Below are 21557 nucleotides of genomic sequence, written 5' to 3' on the forward strand. Positions count from 1 at the left end.
TTTACCTCACTAAATTTACTAAATCAAACATAGGAATTGCTACTCCTAAAACTACAAAACCGACTAAAATTGACAAAAAAATAATCAAAGCAGGCTCTAACAAACTTACAAATCTCTTTAAATTTATATCCAATTCATCTTTGTAATATTTATCCAATTCTTCAAAAGCAACTTTAAAGGATGCTGATTCTTCGCTTGCTTTTAAAATTGAAATGTATATTTTAGGAAAAAGCTTAGTTTCTTCCAGAGATTTTGAAATAGATTCTCCTCCATTTATTTTTCTAACTGTATCTAACATTTTGTCTTTTATATAAAATTCAGAATTTTTAGCATAATAATTTAAAGCCTCGCTTAAATTAAAATCAGCTTTTAAAAATAAATTCATTGTACTTGTAAATTTATTTAAAAAATCCAAATTTCCAATCTTAGATTTTAAAATCATTTTCTCTAAAAATTTTCTTTTTGAAGTTAATAAATAATAAATTATCAAAAAAATTGAAATAATAAATAATGGAAAAATTATAAAAATATTATTTTTAATAAAACTTGAAATATTAATAATAAATTTAGTTAGCAAAGGAAGCTCTACTCCACTGTCTCTAAAAATATCACTAAATTTCGGCAAAACATTTATCAGCAAAAAATTAAGAACTAAAATAAAAACTGTAAAAAGTATTATGGGATATGTAAAGGCGTTAATTATTTCTTTTTTAACTAAAGCTCTTTTAAAATAATAGTTACTTATTTCATAAAAAACAGTGTTTAAATTTCCTGTGGATTCCGCACCTTTAATTAAAGAACCAGTCCATTTAGGCATATTTTTTTCTTCAAAAAAGCAGGTGCTTAAACTTTTTCCTTCTTTTAATTTTTTACATATGTTTTTTAAAAATTCGCCCTTATAATCATTAAATTCCCCTGATAAAATCTCACTTGCCATTTCAAGACTTATTCCGGAACTTAAAAGAATATAGTATTCCCTGGATAAAAGTGCAACCTCTTCATATGTCCATCTTTTTTTGCTGAGTTTAATTTCACTATTAAATTCTATGGATTTTTTAACTTCTATGGGTCTTGAATTTCTATTTTTCAGTTTTAAAATAGCATCTTGACGACTTTGCGAAATAATTTTTCCCTTTTCAATTTTTCCTTGATCGTTTAAAGCTCTGTAAGAAAAATTCATATAACCCCTCATTAATGGAAAATATTTTTATAAACTTCATCTAAAGATATAAGTCCATCTGACAAAAGTTTTTTAAAACTTTCCTTTAATTCAATCATACCGCTTTCTTTTGCAAGATTTTCAATTTCGGATAAATTTGATAAATCTTCAATCTTATCTCTTATTTTTGTAAAATCTAAAATTTCAAAAACTGCTTTTCTTCCTATATAGCCATTATCACAAAATTCACAATATCCATTTTCATAATAATCCATTTCTTGGTCAAAAATATCAACATAGGAATGTTTTCTTATTTTGCAGTGAGGACATAAAACTCTAACAAGTCTTTGAGAAATTATCCCTATTATGCCTGCTCTTATTTGGTAATTCATAATTCCCATATCCTTTAATCTTATTATTGCTTGTGCCGAATTATTTGTATGAAGAGTTGATAAAACTAAATGACCTGTTATTGATGATCTCAGGGCAATTTTTGCAGTTTCAACATTTCTAATTTCTCCAACCATTATTTTATCAGGATCTTGTCTTAAAATTGCCCTCAAGCCCTGTTCAAAATCCAATCCAGTTTTTTCATTTACTGGTATTTGATTTATTCCTTCAATTTTATATTCAACAGGATCCTCTATGGTCATAATATTAATTTCAGGATTTTTTATTTTTTCAAGAATTGAATATATTGTTGAAGTTTTTCCGCTTCCAGTAGGACCACAAACTAAAATTAATCCACTTGGTTGCTTTATTAAATTTTCAATACTTTCTCTATCGTTTGCCTTAAGACCTATGCCGTCAAAAGTTAAATTTAAATTTATCTTATCTAATATTCTAAGAACAATTTTTTCTCCAAAAACTGTGGGAACTGTAGAAACTCTTATATCAACTTTAAGATTTCGATTTTCATAGGTCATTCTTCCATCTTGAGGTAACCTTTTTTCAGAAATATCTAAACCTGATAAAATTTTTATTCTGGAAATAATTTTTAGAGTTATTTCTTTTTTTATGTTTACTAAATCTTTTAAAACACCATCTCTTCTAATTCTTATGGTGCTATATTTTTCATAGGGGTCAAAATGAATATCTGAAGCCTTTTTTTCAATAGAATACATAACTATTTTATCTATTATCTTTGCTATAGGAGAATTTAAATCATCTAAATTTTCCATAAAATTGTCCGATTCAACATTTAACTTATTTATCTCATTTTCTATTGAAAATTTATTTTTATATGTAATTTTAATTTGTCTATTTAATTTTTCTTCATCTACTTTTTGAAAAATAAGACTTTTATTTAGTAAGGCTTCAAGATTTTTTTTAACATCTAAATCTTCATTTAGGACATAAAAATATATCTTGTCCCCAAGAATTTTTACAGGGACAAGTTTATATTCATAAGCGAAATTTTTATCTATAATTTTTAAAATTTCATTAATTTCCATTTTTTTCTTCCACATATCCGCAATTTTCACATTTTAAAACTAATCCTTTTCTTGTTGTGACTTTTGAAAGATTATGTGAACATTTTGGACATTTTTTATCTACTGGTTCATTCCAAGATACAAAATCACATTTAGGATAATTTGAACATCCATAAAATTTTCTACCTTTTTTTGAGCGTTTTATAACTATTTCTCCATCATTACATTTAGGACATTTTAATCCAATTTTTTCAAGAAGAGGCTTTGAATTTCTACATTCGGGAAATCCTGGACAAGCTAAAAATTTTCCGTAACGACCCATTTTGATTACCATATGTCTTCCGCATTTTTCGCATATTTCATCAGTGACTTCATCTTCTATTTTTATTTTATCCATTTCATCTTCTGCTACTTTTAAATCTTCTTTTATGCCATCATAAAACTCTCTTAAAACTTCTTTCCACTGTAAATTTCCATCTGCAATTTTATCTAAGTCATCTTCTAATTTTGCAGTAAAGTTTTTATCTACAATTTCTTTAAAATATTTACTTAAAACTTTATTTACAGTTTCACCAAGCTCAGTAGGTATAAATTTTTTATCTTCAAGGCTTACGTAATTTCTTGATTGTAATGTGCTTATAGTAGGTGAATAAGTTGAAGGTCTGCCTATGCCTAAATCTTCAAGTAACTTTATTAAAGATGCTTCATTATATCTTGGTGGTCCTTGAGTAAAATGCTTAATAGGTTCAACTTTTTCCGTATTTAAAATTTCTCCTTCTAAAAGATCAGGTAAAAGCTTGTCTTTTTCATTTAACAAATCATATACTCTTAAAAATCCTTCGAAATTAATTTTTGAGCCCCTTGCCTTAAAAATATTATCATTAGATTTTAAATCAAGAGAAATTGTGTCATAAACTGCATCTGCCATTAAGGAAGCCAAAAATCTTTTCCAAATTAAGGTATAAAGCTTAAGCTCATCTCTTGAGAGAGCTTCTTTTATACTTGATGGACTTTTAAATACATCTGTAGGTCTTATACATTCATGGGCATCTTGTACACCTTGCTTTGCTTTTGTAGTTTTTTTATGACCTAAATAATTTTTTCCATAATTTTTTTCTATAAATTCAAAAGCTTTTGCCTGAGCTTGATCTGAAATTCTTACAGAATCCGTTCTCATATAGGTAATTAAACCTACAGATCCTTCTGAGGGCAAATTTATTCCTTCATATAAACTTTGAGCTATTCTCATTGTTTTTTTTGTAGAAAAACCTATTTTTCTTGATGCTTCTTGTTGTAAGGTTGATGTTGTAAAAGGATTAAAGGCCTGTCTTCTCTTTGTTCCCTTATCTAATTTAAATACTGAAAAATTTTTCTTATCAATTGATTTTAAAATTTCTTTCGCTTCTTTTTCATTAGATATTTTTACTTTTTCTATTTTATCTTTTATAAGTTTTCCATAAAATTCTGAAGTAAAACTTGTTTTATTTTTTTTATGTTCAGCTTCTATTGTAAAATATTCTTCAGGAATAAATTCTTCTATTTCTTTTTCTCTGTCACAAATTATTTTTAAAACAACAGACTGAACTCGTCCAGCTGACAGACCACTTTTAATTTTCTTCCACAAAAAAGGACTTATTTTATAACCTGCAAGTCTGTCAAGTAATCTTCTCGCTTGTTGAGCGTCTACCAAATACATATCTATTTCTCTTGGATTTTTTATTTGACTTTTTACAGTATCCTTTGTTATTTCATTAAAGGTAACCCTATTTTTTTCTTTAGGATCTAATTCCAAAATATGACATAAATGCCAGGAGATAGCTTCTCCTTCCCTATCGGGGTCAGTTGCCAAAAAAACATTGTCAGCTTCCTTTGCGTTTTTTTTCAATTCTTTTATTATTGAACCCTTGCCTCTTATATTTATATATTCCGGCTCAAAATCCTTTTCTATATCAATTCCTATTCTTGATTTCGGAAGATCTCTTATGTGACCTACTGAAGCAATGACATTATAATTTCTTCCAAGCATCTTTTTTATTGTTTTTGCCTTAGTCGGCGACTCTACAATCACTAAATTCTTTACCAAAACTAACTCCTATCTAATGCTAAATTCTCCCTTACCTACTTCTTCTATAAATCCCTTTAATTCTAAAACTGTAAGTATTCCGCTAACAAAAGATATATTATATTTGCTGTTAGCTGCAATTTTTTCCACGTCTTTTATTCCATTATAAATTAATTCATAAATTTCTTTTTCATCTTCTCCCAGTTCATCACTCTTAAGAGCTACCATCTTTTTATTTTGATTAAGCTCGCTTATTTTACTTAAAATGTCATCAATGGATAAAAGAGGATATGCCCCATCCCTTATAAGTAAATTTGTTCCCTCAGAAAGAGGTGAATTAATATTTCCAGGAACTGAAAAAATTTCCTTCCCCTGTTCTGCTCCAATTCTTGCTGTAATCAGAGAACCACTTTTAGTTCTTGCTTCCATAACAATAATCGCTGAGCTTAAACCTGAAATAATTCTATTTCTTTCAGGAAACCTAAAAGGTAAAGGTTGAGTTTCAAAGGGATATTCTGAAATTACTCCACCATTTTTTGAAACTTTTTCATATAAGCTCTGATTTTTATAAGGATATATAACATCAACTCCATTGCCTAAAACTCCAATAGTTTTTCCTTTATTTTCAAGACACGTTCTATGGGCAATGGAATCTATTCCATAAGCAAGACCTGAAACAATAACCGCTCCAAGATCAGTAAGTTCTCTTACAAATTTTTTTGTTACAAATTCTCCATAATCAGAATACTTTCTTGCACCTACAACTCCAATTTTTACTTCCTCAGGAATATATCCATTAAGATATAGAACTTGTGGCGGATTGTCAATATATTTCAAATTTTCAGGATAATTTTCATCAAATATACTTATTATTTTTGTATCTTTTCCCTTAAGATGATTATCTAATCTTTCAAAAAATCCCTCATCAAAATTTTTTAATCTCAATTTAGTTGCCGGTCTTAAAAAATCTAACAAATCAATAAACTCATCTATTTTTCTTATATCTTCAAAATTTAAGTTATTAGCTTCAAAATAATTTTTAATTTCAATTATCTGGTCGTTTACAATTCCTATGCCATTTAAATAAATTAAAAGATTTCTAAGTCCTTTCATTATTTGCTCCAATATTTTGTATCCATGGTTCTATATCTTATAGCCTCAAGAAGATGCATTTCTTTGATGTCAGTTGACTTATCTAAATCTGCTATGGTTCGTGAGATTTTTAAAAGTTTATTATAAGTCCTTGCTGAAAATCCATATTTTTTAAAACTTAATTCCATTATTTTTTCACAGGCTGCATTTAATTTACAATACTTGGAAATAAATTTGTCTGGCATTTCTCCATTTAGGTTGAAGAACTCTTCCTTATATCTATCCTTCTGAAGCTCTCTCGCCTCCTCTACGCGTCTTCTTATGGTTTCTGAATCTTCTCCATAGGGTTCATTTTTTAAGTCCTTATAATCCACCTCAGAGACTTCTAAGTGCATATCAATTCTATCTAAAAGAGGATGCGAAATTTTCGCCAGATATCTTTCAATTTGACTTTGGCTACAATTACATTCATGAACTTTGCTCCCGTGGTAGCCGCAGGGACATGGATTTAAAGCTCCAACTAAGATGAAATCTGCAGGGTAAGTTAAAGAAGCATTGGCTCTACTTATATGTATGGACTTTGATTCAAGAGGCTCCCTTAAAACTTCAAGAACATTTTTATTAAATTCTGGAAGTTCATCTAAAAATAAAACTCCTCTGTGAGAAAGGGAAATTTCTCCAGGCTTAGGTATTCTTCCTCCTCCTATTAAAGAGACGGCACTGGCAGTATGGTGAGGAGACCTAAATGGAGGGATAGAAATTAAAGTGCCTTCATTTAAAAGACCTGCAACAGAATAAATTTTAGAAACTTCTATTGATTCTTCAAAAGTTAACTTAGGTAAAATAGAAGGAAATCTTTTTGCTGCCATTGTTTTTCCGGAACCTGGCACTCCTACAAGAAGTAAATTTATTCTTGAAGCTGCACTTATTTCAAAAACCCTTTTTATTCTTTCTTGACCTTTTAAGTCTTTAAAATCTAATTCAAATTTTGAGTCTTCTTGTTTAAATCCATTTGAAAACTTTTCGAGTTTACCATTTCCCTGTAAGAAGTCAACAACTTCTTTTAAAGACTTTGCAGGATATATGTCAACATCTTTAATTACGCCACATTCATTTCTATTTTCATAAGGAATAATAAATTTTTTATTTCCCAAACTTCTCATGGAAATCACCATAGGAAGAACTCCTCTAACTCCCTTTAAACTTCCGTCAAGGGCAAGCTCCCCTATGAATATGTAAGAATCACAAGCTTCATTAATTTCGTCATTTGCACACATCATGGAAATTGCAATAGCAAGATCCATTTGTGAGCCATCTTTTTTTATATCTGCAGGAGCAAGATTTATTGTGATTCTTTCTCTTGGATATGAATATGATGAATTTTTTATTGCCGATCTTACTCTTTCGCCGGATTCTTTAATTGCAGTATCTGCAAGACCCACTATGGTAAGCCTGGGCATACCTAAAGAAATATCCGTTTCTACCTCTATTTCTCTTCCTTCAAGTCCTACAAGAGTACATGTTTTTATTTTTGCATACATTACAAACCCTCACAATACTGAAAAAGCATCTTTAATATGATTTATTTTTCCGCTTTTTAAATAAACTTCTATAACGTCAAACCTTACTGAAACATCAAAAAATTTTTTAGTATAAATATAATTTTTTGCTCCTGTAATTATCCTTTTAATTTTCGTATCAGTAACAGCCTCTACAGCTCTTCCATAATTTTCATTATTTCTTGTTTTTACTTCAACAAAAACCAATGTGGCCCTGTCGCGAGCGATAATATCTATTTCCGAATTAATTATTCTATAATTTCTGTCTAAGATTTCATAACCTTCATTTTTTAAAAAGTTACAAGCTATATCTTCACCTAAATTTCCATAATATTTATTCATTACCAATTATCCTTATTTTTCAAGAAAGACTGTCTGTGCAATTTACTTGATCCAAGTTCTTTAATAGCATCTCTGTGAGCTTTCGTTCCATATCCCTTGTGTTTTTCTATTCCATATCCTGGATACATCTTTTCCCACTTTTTACAAAGTCTATCTCTAAAAACTTTAGCGACAATTGAAGCACAAGCAATTGAGTAGCAGTTTGCATCCCCTTTTATGATATCAACTTGGTCAATTTTTGTTTCAATATGTTCTGCATCTATTAAGAGCAAATCCGGATAAATTCTTAAATTATCCCTTGTTCTTAAGTTTTCTACGGCAAGAAGCATAGCAAGGTGAGTTGCCATTTTTATATTAACTTTATCAATAGTAACTGAATCCATTCTTCCTATTCCCACTGCAATAGCATCTCTAAGAATTTTGTCATAAAGACTTTCTCTTTGCTTTTCAGTTAATTTTTTTGAATCATTTACACCTAAGATTCTATTTTCAGGCATAATAACCGCAGCAGCTACAACATCTCCAAAAAGACATCCTCTACCTACTTCATCAATACCAACAATATTTTTATAACCTTGGCCTAAATATTTTCCTTCATAGTCTATCATAATCTTTCAAGGCTTATTCTGCCAAGCACTCCCTTTCTAAACTCATCAAGGATGACATTTGAAACTTTAGTATAATCAATTTCATTACCCTTCATAATTGCTCCTCTTTTTTTAGCAATATTATCCATAACTTTAAGAGGATCTTCATCTAAATCAATATTATATCTCTCAATTAAAATTTCAGGTTTATAGCTTAAAATGTTCTCTACAAATTTATAGGCAAGAGTTTCAATATCTATGATTTCATCCTTTATAGCTCCAGTCCAAGCTAAATGAATGGATGTTTCTTCAGTAAATTTAGGCCAAAGAATACCTGGTGTATCCAACAATTGTAGCTCAGGATTTATTTTTATCCACTGATTTGTTTTTGTTATTCCTGGTTTATTGCCAGTTTTTGCAGATTTTTTTCCACTAACATTATTTATAAAAGTTGACTTTCCTGAATTCGGTATTCCCACAATCATAGCTCTTAAAGGTCCATGGTTTATTCCCTTTTCCTCTTTATTTTTTATAATCTCTTCCATTAGAGATTTTGATTCTTTAACAATTAAATCCCTGTTATTTTTTAAAGAATTATAAAGAATTGCTCTTTCATTATTACAATTTATCTTATCTACCCACAGGGCATTTTGCCTTGGATCTGACAAGTCTGATTTATTTAAAATAACAAGTCTTTTTTTTGAAATTATTGAATCAAAGAGTGGATTTCTACTTGATATAGGTATTCTGGAATCAATTATTTCAATTACAAAATCAACTAATTTTTGTTTTGATTTGATTTCATCAAGAGTTTTTTTCATATGACCTGGATACCAGTTTATATTCATACTCATATTAAATCCCATTCCTTTATGGTTTTTATAACTCCGCCTTCATTGTTGGTAAAAGCAGTTTCTTTTAATTTGTTTTTTAAAGTCTTTCTTGCATTTTTCATAATGTATCCGTATTTAACACTTGAAAGCATTTCCATATCATTTTCTTCATCGCCAAAAGCCATAACTTCTTCATTATTTATGTTAAATTTTTCCATAAGTCTTTTTAATGCGGTAAATTTTGAAATTCCTCCTTGAACAATTTCAAGCATATAGTATTCAGGTAAATTTGTTGGCATTAAATAAAAATTTAAATTATTTTCCACTTTTTCAATTTCTTTTGATAAGTTGTAAAGATAATTGACATCTCCTACAAAGACACAAGAAAAATACTTTTCATTTTTTTCAAATTTATCTACAAATTTTACAGGAAAATAAAATCTTTCAATGTATTTTTTCACTTCCGTACTATAATTGCCATTTAACATTAAAACATTATATTTGCTTTTATAACCATTAACGTGGGTCAAAAAATTGTCATCACTGAAATTAGAAAGTTTTAAAATAGTTTCATAATCAAAATAATTTGCATAAATTTCATTTCCCTCATAATCAAAAATTGCATTTCCACTTAGGGTTACGAAAGTTAATTTTAAATCATCTGGGAAAAAAGATTTTGCACTGAAAAAATCTCGCCCCGTTGTTACTGCAACTTTTATTCCTTTATCAATTAAATTTTTTAAATAGTCTATATCTTTAGGATTCACTTCTTTTTTATCATTTAAAAGTGTTCCGTCTAAATCTATCGCAATTAATTTTATCATTTTATCACCCCTTAAATATTAGCATAGGAGCTTTTGAGCTTGCAACTTCTTGAATCTTAACCCCTCTTGTTATATTATTACAAAAGGAGGTTTCTATATGAAAAAAATTATTACATTTTTCTTAATTGTATTACTTTTGCCAATAAATGTCTTTGCAAATTTAAGTGAAAACAATTCAGAAAATATATCTACTGCAATCACAAAAACTGAGTATACTTACAAAATTAATGAAAATAAGTCTACAAAAGTTGTAGTTCTTGTTTGTGATTTAAATAATCCTTATTTTAAAATAGATTTAATGACAGGAAAAGGAAAATACACACAAAGAGCAAGTGTTTCAGATATGGCTGATTCTACAAATGCTTTAGCTGCAACTAACGGTGATTTCTTCAACATGGCTCTTCAAGGAGTGCCCGAAGGCCCTTCAATGGAAGATGGAGTTTTATATTCTTCTCAAAGTATAATAACTGAAGTTTATTGCCTTGGAATTGACGAAAACAATAAAGGAGAAATACTTCAAATTAAATCCTCGGGATCAGTAACTGCACCTAATGGACAAACTTTTCCCATTGCTGGTTTAAACAGAAGTTATTATTGGTACGATACAACTAAAGAATATTCTCACGAAAGTAAAATTCAAGCTTACAATGATATGTGGGCTGCAAAGTCTCGTGGAGATAAAAAAAATTCGGAAATTTTAGTTGGAGCTGACGGAACTATTGAACAAATAAGTGTGGATAAAAATTTCCCTTTTGCTGTTCCTCAAGGAAAAACAATACTTCAAGTGTCAAAAAAAGCCAAAGAATTTTTTGACAAGAATACAAAAATTGGAGATAAAATTCAAATTGAAAATAATATTTCTCCAAATAAAAACTGGAAATTTTTAATAGGCGGCCACGCCCTTTTAGTTAATGATAATAAACCTGTAAAATACACAAAAGATATAAATGTTCTTGGAGGTAGACGTGCAAGAACTGCTGCTGGAGTTTCAAAAGATGGAAGCAAGTTATTCTTATTAAGTGCAGAAGGAAGGACAAGTCGTTCAGCTGGACTAACTTTAAATGATATGTCTAAAATATTTGTAGAACTCGGCTGTTATAGAGCTTTTAATTTAGATGGTGGAGGCTCTACAGCAATGGTTGTAAAAAAACTTGGGGATACTCAAAGAACAAGAATAATAAATCCTGAAAAAAATAATGCCGAAAGAAAAGTTGTAAACGGAATTGGACTTCACACTACAGCCCCTGCAACTGGAATTCTTGCAGGTTTTAAAATTGCAGGTCCTGATACTTTATATATAGGTCAATCTGCAAAGTATTCAATAAAGAGTGCTTGGGATACAAATTTAATTCCCATGGATATAAAAAATATAGGCTATTCAGTCTATGATATGAGCGGTCAAGAAACAAATTGGAATGGAGAATATTTCCTTGCAACAATTCCTGGACCTATAGATATAGCCATAACCAGTGCCGATGGTATAAGCGGTTTAAAAACCGTTAATATTAAAGATTTAAGCGACTTAAAAGATTTGCAAGTTATTCCAAGTATGGAAATTGTAGGTAATAATTCACAAGTCGATTTGCAATTTAAAGGAATTGACAATAGTAATAAAAGCTTTGATTTAAATCCGCAAATTTTTACTATTTCATCTGATGATGGAGTAATTTCAGATTTTGGAAATGGAAAAATTTTAATTAATGAAATGATAAATCCTTATATTACTTTAAATATTCAAAACGGAAATAGAAAATTTCAAACAATTTTACTTTCTAAGGATGCATCTACAATTAAAATGAAAATAAATGATCAAAATTACTTTGTAAATAATATTCCCGGTAAAATGGACGCAAAGCCTTTTGTTAAAAACTCAAGAACTCTTGTGCCTATAAGATTTATTGTTGAAGCTTTAAAGGGAGATGTAAATTGGAATTCTGAAAATAAAACTGTTGAAGTAAAAATTGCAGATAAAAATATTTTAATTCCTATTAATTCAGAATCTGTAAGTGTTAACGGACAAAATGAAAAAATTGATTCCCCTGCCCTTATAAAAGAAAATAGGACTTATGTTCCCATAAGATTTATTTCAGAAACAATAGGAATGAAGGTTTTATATAATGATAAAAATAGAGAAATAACTATTGTAGATACAAGCAAGTCAGTAAATAAAAATACTGTACCTAATTCTGAAAATAAGGAAAATATAAATTCCAATAATAAGCAAAATAAGAACGTGCAACAAAATAATAATAATAATTCAAAAGATTTAACTAATAATTAAAAATAATTTATGGTAAGAAAAAACTCGCCCTATTTTGGACGAGTTTTCTTATTATTAAAAAGTTATAGTTTGTTTAAATAAATCTCCGTCAATGGAAATATTAAATTTTCCTCCTTGGGCTTCGACAAAAGATTTTGCTATAGATAAACCTATACCAGAGCCTTCTGAATTTCTTGCACTATCTGCTCTTGTAAATCTTTCAAAAAGGCTTTGACTATCTATGTTAAGCTCATAATTTGCAATATTTTTTATTATTAAATACAATTTCACATCTTTTATTAAATCAATGTAAACTCTCGTCCCCTTTAGAGCATACTTATAAATATTACTCATAATATTATCAAGAACTCTTTGAGTTTTATTTGCATCTAAATACAATATAGTTGGTTGATCAGATAAATTTAGCTTTATTTCTAAATGTTTTTCATCAAATTTATCCTGCCATTCCCCAAGGACTTGATAAAGCATTTCCTTTAAATCTATCCTCTCAGGTTTTATTTCTATAACTCCTGAAGAAATTTTTGAAATTTCAAAAAGATCTTCAATTAAATTTTTTATTCTTATACTTTTTTCAAATATTATTTCAGAGTATTTTTTTATATCTTCCTCTTTTAAATCATTGTTTTTCAAAAGTTCTGAATAATTAATTATAGAAGTAAGCGGAGTTTTTAAATCGTGAGAAACATTTGTAATAAGCTCAGATTTTAACTTTTCGCTTTTTATAGCATCATTAACTGCATTTTGAAGGTTAGAATTAATATTATTTAAATTGTCTGAAAGCTTATCAAAGCCTCTTACATTTTTAATTTTGTCATCAAAGTTTCCATCTTTCATTTTTTCAGTCTTTGCAATAATATTTTTAAACTCTTTTAAATTTTTATAAATGAACAGAAAAACAAAGACTAAAAATATAAGCCAACAAATTATTAAGATTTCTCTGTAGTAATCAATTCCAAATACGCTCGCCGCAAAGACACCAAGTAAAAATAAAAATACAAAAATAATAATAAGCTTGATTCCGTTTAAGTTCCCCAAACCGAATACTGATTGAATAGCATTTATAAGACGCAAGCCAGCAGAATTTTCTATAACTTTTGAATTTGTTCTATTTATCCACAAATCTTTTATTAAAAATACAAGTAAAAATAATAAAAGACTTAAAATCACTTTTGATAATAAGTAAATGTTGAAATTTTTATTAAATACTCTTATAAAACTTTCATTGTATAAAATAACATTATCTAAAACTTTCCACGATACTCTAAAAGTAATGGCTAATAGAAGTAAAAAGAATAAAATATAAATTTCCAAAGGAATTTTAAATAATATTTCTTTAAATTTTCCTTCCAGTTTTGAGTTTTTAAAAGAAAAGGCAAATATTATAAGACCTAAAGCATAAATATTTAAAAATATTTTAGTTATAGGGACTGTATAAGCTAAAGAATTTAAAGTATTTATAAAGTTTGAAAATTCCTTGGATTTATAATTTACAGCATAATAAAAATTTAGGGATTTTATGTCCTTGCTATTAATATTTTTATAAATGTCATATAAATTTCTTTTAAAATCCTTAACAAAATCTTCTCCCATATAATTTTTTGAAAGTTCAAATTCTCCAAAAGTTCCTTTTAACTTTTCATAATTATCCTTTATCTTTACCTCTCCGTCCCTGCAAACTCCCTTTACAACATAATCTTCATTTAAATTTTCAATATCCTGTGGGTCTTCTTGATCATAAGTATCCATATTAGATAAATATCTTGTAGAAAATTTGTTTGCTTTTGCGTTATATTCTTTAATTACTTTTTCTTCGTCATAACTTCCTTGAGGACCTTCAAATACAAGATTATCATATCTGTCAGTTACTACGATTCTATCGTCTGTTGCCGTTACATAAAGGGAAGATTGGTCTATAGGTTTAATTTTTTTATAAGATCTTATGGCAAATTTTATAATCGAACTTCTATTGTCTTCTCTCTTATATAAAGTACCACCTAAAAAATCTTTTAAATAAAAATTTATACTTGTTCCAAAATCATTTTTTATAGAATAAATTTTATTATGAGAAAAAATAAATATAAAAGAAAAAATTATGAAAGTCCAAATAAGCAAAAATTTTACCATATATTTTTGATTTTCAAAATATTTTTTCAAAATATCAACTCCTTGAAGGATCTACAAATTTATATCCCAGACCCCATTGAACTTTTAAATAAACAGGCTTTTTAGGATCAACTTCAATTTTCTCTCTTATTCTTCTAATGTGAACAGTTACTGTCTTTGAATCTATGGCAGGTTCATTCCAAATCCTTTCATATATTTCATCTATACTGAAAACTCTATTGGGATTTGTCATTAAAAGTTCCAAAATTTTATATTCAAGAAAAGTTAAGTCGATTTTTTTATTTTGCAAATAAATTGTTTTTTCAGATTTATTTAATCGAACACTGCCTATTATAATCTCATCTTTTTTTTCATTGTCCTTATAGTTGTTATACCTTCTTAAAGTTGCATTTACCCTTGCCATTAGCTCTAAAGGGTTAAAAGGCTTGGTTATATAATCATCAGCACCTATATTTAAACCTATAACCTTATCATAATCTTCACTTTTTGCAGATAAAATAATAATCGGCACATAAGAATCTTCCCTAATTTTAATTATAGCTTCTTCCCCATTCATTACAGGCATCATTAAATCCATAATTATTAGGTCCGGTTTTTCTTCTTTATATTTTTTTACAGCTTCTTTTCCATCTGATGCAAAAATTACATTATACTTTTCGTTATTTAAATAAATTCCAATTAAATCTCTTATTTCTTTTTCATCTTCCGCTACAAGTATTTTATAAGTATCCATTTTTACCTCCACAATTATAATAACAAGATTATATAAAATTAAAGTTTAATATTTCTTACATTTTTATTAATTTCTTTATTTTTATCTTAATTATAACATCAGAGCGATTTCTGTTATAATTTTTATGAGGTGATGAAATGGCATTTGATGGAATTGTCATGATGGCTCTTGTTGATGAATTAAGAGAAAAAATATTAAATTTAAAAATAGAAAAAATTTACCAACCAAATAAAAATGAAATTCTTATTGCCCTTAGGGGAAAAGAAAAATTTAAACTTTTTATTTCCGTTGCAAATAATCCGAGGATTAATTTAACGGAAAAAAACTTTGAAAACCCTGTGCAAGCTCCTACCTTTTGTATGGTTTTGAGAAAACATCTTCAAGGAGGACTTGTAAAAGATATAAGACAATTTAAAACTGACAGAATTTTTTATTTGGATGTTTTAAGTAAAAATGAATTGGGAGATGAAGTTTTAAAAACTTTAATAGTTGAAATTATGGGAAAATATTCAAACATAATTTTGACTGAAAATAACAAAATAATTGATTCTATAAAAAGAATCCCCCTTTCCCTTTCAAGAGTAAGACAAATTCTTCCAGGACTTATATATTCTGAAGATCCTATAAGTACAAAACTTGATCCTCGCACAATAAGTAAAGAAGATTTTAAAATTTTATTTGAAAAGGACGAAACTTCAAAAGCTTTTAAAAAATTTTTTATGAATAATTTTACTGGCATAAGTCCTCTTATTGCAAGAGAACTTTGCCTTATTTTAAAAGTTGATGAAGATGCTCCAAAAAATGCAATTTCTTATGATGATAATTTTTATGATGCATTTATAAATTTTTATAAAAATTTAAAGCCCTTTAAGGCAAGAGAAATTTACGTTGATAAAAAACTTTTTGATTATGCAGCTTTTGAACCCTTATCCTATCAAGGGCAGGAAATGGTTGCTTTTAATAGCATTTCAAATTTAATTGAAGAATTTTCAGATAAGAAATATGAAAATTCTATTTCAAATGAACTGGAAAATGAATTAAAAAAACTTGTGGAAAAAAATTTAAATAGGCAAGTTTCTAAACTTGAAAAGTTGAATTTTGAAATGGAAGAAGCTAAAAATCGTGATATTTATAAAGTTTATGGAGATTTAATTTCTTCAAATTTTTATAGAATTGAAAACAACATCAAGGAAATATCTCTTGAAAATTTTTATGACAATATGAAACTTATAAAAATTCCCCTTGATCAGAAGTTAAATCCCCAACTAAACGCTCAAAAATATTACAAAAAATTTCAAAAACTTAAAAATAGAGAAATGTTTTTAAAAGATCAAATTGAAAATACGAAATCATCTATTGAATATTTAAAAAGCGTCCTTTTAAATATAAGCTTATGCGAAAATTCTTCCGAACTTAAAGAAATTCATGAAGAATTAAAAGAAACTGGTTATATAAACAAAAAAGCTAATAAAAAAATTAAAAAATCATCAATTATGGAATTTAAAACTGATGACGGTTTTACAATTTTAGTTGGAAAAAATAACAGACAAAATGAAGAACTTACTTTCAAAATTGCTACAAGGGACAGTCTTTGGTTTCACGTTCAAGCTTCCACCGGATCTCATGTCCTTATTAAATATGACGGCAGAAATTATTCTGTTAACGCTATTGAAAAAGCTGCACAACTTGCAAAAAAATTTTCTTCAGAAAAATTTTCAAATAACGTCCCTGTTGATTACACTTTAAAAAAATTTGTAAAAAGGCATCCTGCCAAAATTCCAGGACTTGTATTATACACTGACTTTAAAACCATTATAGTAAAATAAGAGCCTAAATAGGCTCCTATTTTTTTCTTATTTAATTTTTATTATGTAAATTAATTTTTTCTTTTTAGAATTTTTACAAAATAACAGAGCTTGTGCCCTGCTATTTCTAATTTGGTTTTTTCTTTGAAAAATCTATTCCTAATCTTTCTAAAACTAATTTATATCCGTCACTTCCGTAATTAAGTGATCTGTTAATTCTTGATATTGTTGCTGTGCTTGCTCCTGTCTCATCTTCAATTTCATGATATGTTTTATTTTCAACTAAAAGTTTTACTACTTCAAGTCTTTGAGATATTGCTTGAATTTCTTTTACGGTACAGATATCATCAAAAAATCTATAACATTCTTCTAAATCTTTTAATTGTAAAATGGCTTCAAAAAGTCCATCCGTTTGCTTGCTTTTAATTTTTGAATTGTACATTTTTACCTCCTAACCCATTTATGCGTAACTATATTAACAGTTTTGCACACTAAAGTCAAGAAAATTATATTTTTTTCTAAATTATTTATTATTATTTTATATTTTATGTAAAAAAAGCCCCTAAGGGCTTTTAATTAATTTTTTATTAATATTCAACGAATTTTGAAGATTTTGTTCCGCAAATTGGGCAAGTTTCTTCACTTGCATCGAATGTTATATATCCACAAATTGGGCAAAGGAAAATTTTATCAGCTTGAAGATCTTTTCCATTGTCAACGTCTTCTTTTGCTTTTAAAAATCTTACTTCATGAACTTTTTCAGCTTCTATTGCAAATCTCATTGCTTTTACTGCTTCTTTTTCTCCTTGCATTTCAGCTACTGCTATATATGCTGGATACATTTGTGTAAATTCAAATCTTTCTCCATTTGCAGCACCTTGTAAATTTTCTGAAGTTTCTCCAATTCCAAATCCTGCACCTGATACAACTGTAAAGTCTCCCTTTACATCTTTAAGGGCATTGAAGTGTAATTTTGCATGAACTCTTTCTGCTTCACTTGTTGCATCAAAAAGTCTTTTTACATTTTTAAAACCGTCTTTTTCTGCTTTTTCTCCCCAAATTCCATATCTCATGTGAGCTTGGCTTTCTCCACCGAATGCAGATCTTAAATTTTCACTTGTCATTTGATTCATTATTTTTTCCTCCCAAATTTCATTATATTAATTAACCACTAATATTATTATACAAAATGTACTAAAATTAAGCAATTTAAATGAAAATAACGTGATTATTAATTAACCACGTTATTATAAAAATTATTTAAATTTTTAATTTAATTCTTTATCCATATTTTCAATTTTTTTTGCTTGTGAATATTGAGTAAGTGCATCTATTAATTCATCAAGTTCTCCGTCATTTATTGCATCTATTTTATGACTTGTAAGCCCTATTCTATGGTCTGTTACTCTTCCTTGGGGATAATTGTATGTCCTTATTCTTTCAGACCTATCTCCTGTTCCTATCTGGTTTTTCTTTTCTGCTGATAATTCTTTATTTTGCTCTTGTATTTTCATGTCATAGAGTTTTGTTTTTAATATTTTCATAGCTTTTTCTTTGTTTCTAAGTTGACTTTTCTCATCTTGCATTGAAATAACTATGCCTGTTGGAATATGGGTAAGCCTTACTGCTGAGTCTGTGGTGTTTACACATTGTCCACCATTTCCTGAAGCTCTGAAAACGTCGATTTGAATGTCCTGCGGATTTATTTCCACTTCTACATCTTCTGCTTCTGGTAGGACTGCTACTGTTGCTGTTGATGTATGAATTCTTCCTCCGCTTTCGGTTTCAGGTACTCTTTGAACTCTATGAACTCCTGATTCAAATTTTAGTTTTGAATAGGCTCCTTTACCTTCAATCATAAATACAACTTCTTTATAACCACCAATTCCTATTTCATTTGTGGACATTACATCTACTTTCCAGCCGTTTCTTTCTGCATATCTTGTGTATTGTCTAAATAAAACTCCGGCAAAAAGTGCAGCTTCATCTCCGCCGACGCCTGCTCTTATTTCAACTATAACATTTCTGTTGTCATTAGGATCTTTTGGCACTAAAAGTATTTTCAATTCTTCTTCTATTTCTGAGACTTTATCTTCATCTTCTTTTAATTCTTCTTTAACGAGTTCTTTCATTTCATCGTCAAGTTTTTCTTGAAGCATTTTCTTTAAGTCTTCTATATTTTCTTTTGTGCTTTTATATTCTTTATATTTCTCAACTATAGGTCCTAAATTGGCATACTCTATAGATACTTTTTGGAATAATTCTGAATTGTTTATAACATTAACATCAATAAGTTGTTTTTCCAGTTCCTTATATTTTTCTTGAAACACTTCTAAATTTTCAAACATTAACTCACCTCAATAACTGCGACTCTATCTTTACCGCTTAAATCTTTAAATATTTTTGCATCTGCAAGTTTTTTTATATCTTCTCCCTGATCATAACCTATTTCAAAAATAAGAAAACCCTTTGGATTAATATAGTTTTTATACTCTTTTATAATTTTTTTATAAAATTTTAAACCGTCTTCTCCTCCATCAAGAGCAAGTTTAGGTTCATAATCTTTTACTTCCTTTTGTAAATTTAATATGTCACTTGTCTTTATATATGGAGGATTTGAATAAATTATATCAAATTTTCCATTTACATTAGAAAATAAATCACTTTTAAAAATATCTGCATTTTTTATTTTTAAATTTTCTTTGTTTTTATTTGCAACTTCTATAGCTTTTTCAGAAATATCAACTCCAGTAAAATTTTTTTCCCTATAGATTTTCGCGAGGCTTAAAATTACAGCTCCACTTCCAACTCCAATTTCCAAAAAAGTTTTTTTATCTTTTAAATATGTTTTTATAATTTCAACGCTTGTTTCTGTATCAAATCTTGGAATTAAAACTGATGGATTCACATAAAATCTATCATCATAAAAATCTGCAAAGCCTAAAATATATTGCAAGGGCTCTCCCTTTAATCTTCTATCAACAATTGACTTTAATTTTTCAAATATATCCTTATGAATTTCTTGGTCCCCATGACCTATTAAATAGGCCCTGTTAACTTTTAAAAGCTCTTCTAAGATAGTTTTACTTTCATTGTATGGGTTTGTATAGCTTATTGCTTTTAGTCTCTTTACAGCGTATTCTAAAGCTTCATTTATTTCCATAAATCGCTTTCTCCCTCTTTAGGCAAAACCTCTTTTAAAGATGAAATTGCAACTTCAACCATATCATCTGTTGGCTCTTTTACTGTAAAGTATTTTTGTATTGCTAAACCTGGAATTGATAGAACTTTTGCAATTCTTGAATCAGATTTTCCTATAAAACGATTGATTTCATAGGATATACCTGCTATAAGGGGAAATGCTAAAATTCTGGTAAAAAATCTTAAAATTAGATTTGGCCAACCGAAAAATGATAATACCAAAATAGAAATTATCATTACCATAAATAAGAAGCTTGTTCCGCACCTTGGGTGAACTATTGGAAAAGATTGAACATTTTCCACAGTTAATTCTTTTTTCGCTTCATAGCAATGGATTGTTCTGTGCTCGCTCCCGTGATACATAAATACTCTTTTTATATCTTCAAGTTTAGAAATAAAAAATAAGTAAGTAAAAAATATTATAAGCCTTATAAGCCCCTCAATTAAATTTAATATAACTGAGTTATTAATAAATTTTTTAAAAAATCCAGCTAATGTAGATGGTAAAATCATAAAAAATAAAATTGCAATTACTAATGAAAAAATTACTGATCCTACTTCTTGCAATTTATTTGATTTTTTATTTTCCTCTTCATCATAAAATGAAGCTGAATAATTTAATGCCCTTACTCCTATTACCATGGCATCTATTAATCTATATGCCCCTCTTATAATAGGTAATTTTAATATTTTATATTTTTTAGATAAATCTCTATTATTTTCAGTTTTTATTTGAATTTGTCCGTCCGGTTTTCTAACAACCATGGCTGTTTTTGACGGCCCTTTCATCATTACACCTTCGATTAAGGCTTGACCACCTATTGTGGTTTTAAATGAGTTTTTATTGTATATTTTTTCCATATTTTTAATTTTTATAAAATAAAATGGGAAGTTGTTTACAACCTCCCAAAACATTACTTTCTTCCGAATTTTTTGTTGAATTTTTCAATACGTCCACCGTGATCGCTGAACTTTTGTCTTCCTGTGTAGAAAGGATGACATTCTGAGCAAACTTCAACTTTTAATGTATCTTTTACTGAACCTGTTTTAAAAGTATTTCCACAAGCGCAAGTAACTGTAGCTTCTTTATATTCCGGGTGTATTCCTTGTTTCATCATTATCCTCCTTTACAATCTCAATTATGTGATTTTATCACATTTTTTTTATTTATACAAGTAAAAAGCTGTATCATAGATACAGCATTTAAAATCCTTTAAATTATTTGTTAACTGATTCTTTTAGTGCTTTACCTGCTCTAAATACTGGTGCTTTAGATGCTGGAATTTTAATTACTTCTTCTGGGTTTCTAGGATTTCTTCCTTCTCTTGCTTTTCTTTCTCTAACTTCAAAAGTTCCGAATCCAACAAGTTGAACTTTTTCTCCCTTTGCTAAAGCTTCTTCTACTGAGTTTAAAAATCCGTTCAAAGCCATTTCAGCGTCTTTTTTAGTTAAATTGCTCTTTTCAGCAATACTTGCAACTAATTCTGATTTGTTCATAATTATCCTCCTAATATTAATTAAA

20 protein-coding genes are annotated in these 21557 nt (G+C 28.3%); 2 read left to right on the forward strand and 18 right to left on the reverse strand.

Annotated features, from left to right (window positions below; translation table 11 throughout):
* Position 1: 1 nt before the first annotated feature.
* From HMPREF1253_RS07870 to HMPREF1253_RS09745, 9 genes are read right to left on the reverse strand one after another with little or no spacing between them, the layout of a single operon-like run.
* Positions 2 to 1180: a type II secretion system F family protein gene (locus HMPREF1253_RS07870; protein ID WP_023056253.1), complete on the reverse strand. Its 1179-nt coding sequence runs from the start codon at positions 1178 to 1180 to the stop codon at positions 2 to 4.
* Positions 1181 to 1191: 11 nt separating this feature from the next.
* Complete coding sequence (locus HMPREF1253_RS07875) at positions 1192 to 2613, reverse strand: GspE/PulE family protein (RefSeq protein WP_023056228.1); 1422 nt, start codon at positions 2611 to 2613, stop codon at positions 1192 to 1194.
* Positions 2603 to 4675 carry a type I DNA topoisomerase gene (topA, locus tag HMPREF1253_RS07880; RefSeq protein WP_023056255.1) on the reverse strand — a complete coding sequence of 691 codons (2073 nt, stop codon included), beginning with the start codon at positions 4673 to 4675 and terminating at the stop codon, positions 2603 to 2605. Before topA ends, HMPREF1253_RS07875 begins: the two co-directional genes overlap by 11 nt.
* A gap of 9 nt (positions 4676 to 4684) precedes the next feature.
* Positions 4685 to 5767, reverse strand: a complete 1083-nt coding sequence (dprA, locus tag HMPREF1253_RS07885; RefSeq protein WP_023056237.1) for a DNA-processing protein DprA — start codon at positions 5765 to 5767, stop codon at positions 4685 to 4687.
* The gene (locus HMPREF1253_RS07890; RefSeq protein ID WP_023056279.1) at positions 5767 to 7287 is read right to left on the reverse strand and encodes a YifB family Mg chelatase-like AAA ATPase; all 1521 of its coding nucleotides are present in this window, start codon (positions 7285 to 7287) and stop codon (positions 5767 to 5769) included. The genes dprA and HMPREF1253_RS07890 overlap by 1 nt, the downstream gene beginning before the upstream one ends.
* A 9-nt stretch (positions 7288 to 7296) precedes the next feature.
* Positions 7297 to 7647 (reverse strand): YraN family protein, encoded by a 351-nt coding sequence (locus HMPREF1253_RS07895; RefSeq protein WP_023056217.1) that lies wholly within the window; start codon positions 7645 to 7647, stop codon positions 7297 to 7299.
* On the reverse strand, positions 7647 to 8255 hold the full coding sequence (locus HMPREF1253_RS07900) for a ribonuclease HII (protein ID WP_023056292.1): 609 nt from the start codon (positions 8253 to 8255) through the stop codon (positions 7647 to 7649). Before HMPREF1253_RS07900 ends, HMPREF1253_RS07895 begins: the two co-directional genes overlap by 1 nt.
* A complete protein-coding gene (gene ylqF, locus HMPREF1253_RS07905) occupies positions 8252 to 9082 on the reverse strand; it encodes a ribosome biogenesis GTPase YlqF (protein ID WP_036739890.1) in 831 nt (276 codons plus the stop codon). Before ylqF ends, HMPREF1253_RS07900 begins: the two co-directional genes overlap by 4 nt.
* A gap of 2 nt (positions 9083 to 9084) precedes the next feature.
* Entirely contained in the window at positions 9085 to 9891 is an 807-nt protein-coding gene (locus tag HMPREF1253_RS09745) for an HAD family hydrolase (RefSeq protein ID WP_023056287.1), read from the reverse strand.
* A 97-nt stretch (positions 9892 to 9988) separates the two neighbouring features.
* On the opposite strand from HMPREF1253_RS09745, the gene HMPREF1253_RS07915 reads away from it, so the two are divergent.
* Positions 9989 to 12172, forward strand: coding sequence for a stalk domain-containing protein (locus HMPREF1253_RS07915; protein WP_023056288.1), 2184 nt, complete (start codon positions 9989 to 9991; stop codon positions 12170 to 12172).
* A gap of 54 nt (positions 12173 to 12226) precedes the next feature.
* Here the strand turns inward: HMPREF1253_RS07915 and HMPREF1253_RS07920 are convergent, their stop codons facing one another.
* Entirely contained in the window at positions 12227 to 14326 is a 2100-nt protein-coding gene (locus HMPREF1253_RS07920; protein WP_023056249.1) for a sensor histidine kinase KdpD, read from the reverse strand.
* 4 nt (positions 14327 to 14330) lie between these two features.
* Positions 14331 to 15029, reverse strand: a complete 699-nt coding sequence (locus HMPREF1253_RS07925) for a response regulator transcription factor (RefSeq protein WP_023056269.1) — start codon at positions 15027 to 15029, stop codon at positions 14331 to 14333.
* 137 nt (positions 15030 to 15166) lie between these two features.
* Here HMPREF1253_RS07925 and HMPREF1253_RS07930 point away from each other — a divergent pair, with 137 nt between their 5' ends.
* Positions 15167 to 16855, forward strand: coding sequence for an NFACT family protein (locus tag HMPREF1253_RS07930; protein ID WP_023056225.1), 1689 nt, complete (start codon positions 15167 to 15169; stop codon positions 16853 to 16855).
* Positions 16856 to 16961: 106 nt separating this feature from the next.
* Here HMPREF1253_RS07930 and HMPREF1253_RS07935 read toward each other — a convergent pair whose 3' ends face one another.
* The 7 genes from HMPREF1253_RS07935 to HMPREF1253_RS07965 all read right to left on the reverse strand — a co-directional run bounded on the left by HMPREF1253_RS07935 (position 16962) and on the right by HMPREF1253_RS07965 (position 21532).
* Positions 16962 to 17276 carry a YerC/YecD family TrpR-related protein gene (locus tag HMPREF1253_RS07935; RefSeq protein ID WP_023056294.1) on the reverse strand — a complete coding sequence of 105 codons (315 nt, stop codon included), beginning with the start codon at positions 17274 to 17276 and terminating at the stop codon, positions 16962 to 16964.
* Between the two features lie 145 nt (positions 17277 to 17421).
* Complete coding sequence (locus tag HMPREF1253_RS07940) at positions 17422 to 17967, reverse strand: rubrerythrin family protein (RefSeq protein ID WP_023056273.1); 546 nt, start codon at positions 17965 to 17967, stop codon at positions 17422 to 17424.
* Between the two features lie 135 nt (positions 17968 to 18102).
* A complete protein-coding gene (prfA, locus tag HMPREF1253_RS07945) occupies positions 18103 to 19182 on the reverse strand; it encodes a peptide chain release factor 1 (protein WP_023056263.1) in 1080 nt (359 codons plus the stop codon).
* Positions 19182 to 19997 carry a peptide chain release factor N(5)-glutamine methyltransferase gene (gene prmC / locus HMPREF1253_RS07950; RefSeq protein WP_023056254.1) on the reverse strand — a complete coding sequence of 272 codons (816 nt, stop codon included), beginning with the start codon at positions 19995 to 19997 and terminating at the stop codon, positions 19182 to 19184. The genes prfA and prmC overlap by 1 nt, the downstream gene beginning before the upstream one ends.
* On the reverse strand, positions 19988 to 20896 hold the full coding sequence (locus tag HMPREF1253_RS07955; RefSeq protein WP_036739895.1) for a DUF1385 domain-containing protein: 909 nt from the start codon (positions 20894 to 20896) through the stop codon (positions 19988 to 19990). The genes prmC and HMPREF1253_RS07955 overlap by 10 nt, the downstream gene beginning before the upstream one ends.
* Positions 20897 to 20949: 53 nt before the next feature.
* Positions 20950 to 21150, reverse strand: a complete 201-nt coding sequence (gene rpmE, locus HMPREF1253_RS07960) for a 50S ribosomal protein L31 (protein ID WP_023056242.1) — start codon at positions 21148 to 21150, stop codon at positions 20950 to 20952.
* A 103-nt stretch (positions 21151 to 21253) separates the two neighbouring features.
* On the reverse strand, positions 21254 to 21532 hold the full coding sequence (locus HMPREF1253_RS07965; RefSeq protein WP_023056250.1) for an HU family DNA-binding protein: 279 nt from the start codon (positions 21530 to 21532) through the stop codon (positions 21254 to 21256).
* Between the last annotated feature and the right edge of the window lie 25 nt (positions 21533 to 21557).

The sequence above is a fragment of the Peptoniphilus sp. BV3C26 genome (genome assembly GCF_000478985.1).
Lineage (GTDB): Bacteria > Bacillota > Clostridia > Tissierellales > Peptoniphilaceae > Peptoniphilus_B > Peptoniphilus_B koenoeneniae.

Bases quoted from the DNA above. Each gene is read 5' to 3' on its own strand.
- HMPREF1253_RS07870 (WP_023056253.1), bottom strand. From the start codon at position 1,180: ATGAATTTTTCTTACAGAGCTTTAAACGATCAAGGAAAAATTGAAAAG.
- HMPREF1253_RS07875 (WP_023056228.1), bottom strand. From the start codon at position 2,613: ATGGAAATTAATGAAATTTTAAAAATTATAGATAAAAATTTCGCTTAT.
- dprA (WP_023056237.1), bottom strand. From the start codon at position 5,767: ATGAAAGGACTTAGAAATCTTTTAATTTATTTAAATGGCATAGGAATT.
- HMPREF1253_RS07890 (WP_023056279.1), bottom strand. From the start codon at position 7,287: ATGTATGCAAAAATAAAAACATGTACTCTTGTAGGACTTGAAGGAAGA.
- HMPREF1253_RS07895 (WP_023056217.1), bottom strand. From the start codon at position 7,647: ATGAATAAATATTATGGAAATTTAGGTGAAGATATAGCTTGTAACTTT.
- HMPREF1253_RS07900 (WP_023056292.1), bottom strand. From the start codon at position 8,255: ATGATAGACTATGAAGGAAAATATTTAGGCCAAGGTTATAAAAATATT.
- ylqF (WP_036739890.1), bottom strand. From the start codon at position 9,082: ATGAATATAAACTGGTATCCAGGTCATATGAAAAAAACTCTTGATGAA.
- HMPREF1253_RS09745 (WP_023056287.1), bottom strand. From the start codon at position 9,891: ATGATAAAATTAATTGCGATAGATTTAGACGGAACACTTTTAAATGAT.
- HMPREF1253_RS07915 (WP_023056288.1), top strand. From the start codon at position 9,989: ATGAAAAAAATTATTACATTTTTCTTAATTGTATTACTTTTGCCAATA.
- HMPREF1253_RS07925 (WP_023056269.1), bottom strand. From the start codon at position 15,029: ATGGATACTTATAAAATACTTGTAGCGGAAGATGAAAAAGAAATAAGA.
- HMPREF1253_RS07930 (WP_023056225.1), top strand. From the start codon at position 15,167: ATGGCATTTGATGGAATTGTCATGATGGCTCTTGTTGATGAATTAAGA.
- HMPREF1253_RS07935 (WP_023056294.1), bottom strand. From the start codon at position 17,276: ATGTACAATTCAAAAATTAAAAGCAAGCAAACGGATGGACTTTTTGAA.
- HMPREF1253_RS07940 (WP_023056273.1), bottom strand. From the start codon at position 17,967: ATGAATCAAATGACAAGTGAAAATTTAAGATCTGCATTCGGTGGAGAA.
- prfA (WP_023056263.1), bottom strand. From the start codon at position 19,182: ATGTTTGAAAATTTAGAAGTGTTTCAAGAAAAATATAAGGAACTGGAA.
- prmC (WP_023056254.1), bottom strand. From the start codon at position 19,997: ATGGAAATAAATGAAGCTTTAGAATACGCTGTAAAGAGACTAAAAGCA.
- HMPREF1253_RS07955 (WP_036739895.1), bottom strand. From the start codon at position 20,896: ATGGAAAAAATATACAATAAAAACTCATTTAAAACCACAATAGGTGGT.
- rpmE (WP_023056242.1), bottom strand. From the start codon at position 21,150: ATGAAACAAGGAATACACCCGGAATATAAAGAAGCTACAGTTACTTGC.
- HMPREF1253_RS07965 (WP_023056250.1), bottom strand. From the start codon at position 21,532: ATGAACAAATCAGAATTAGTTGCAAGTATTGCTGAAAAGAGCAATTTA.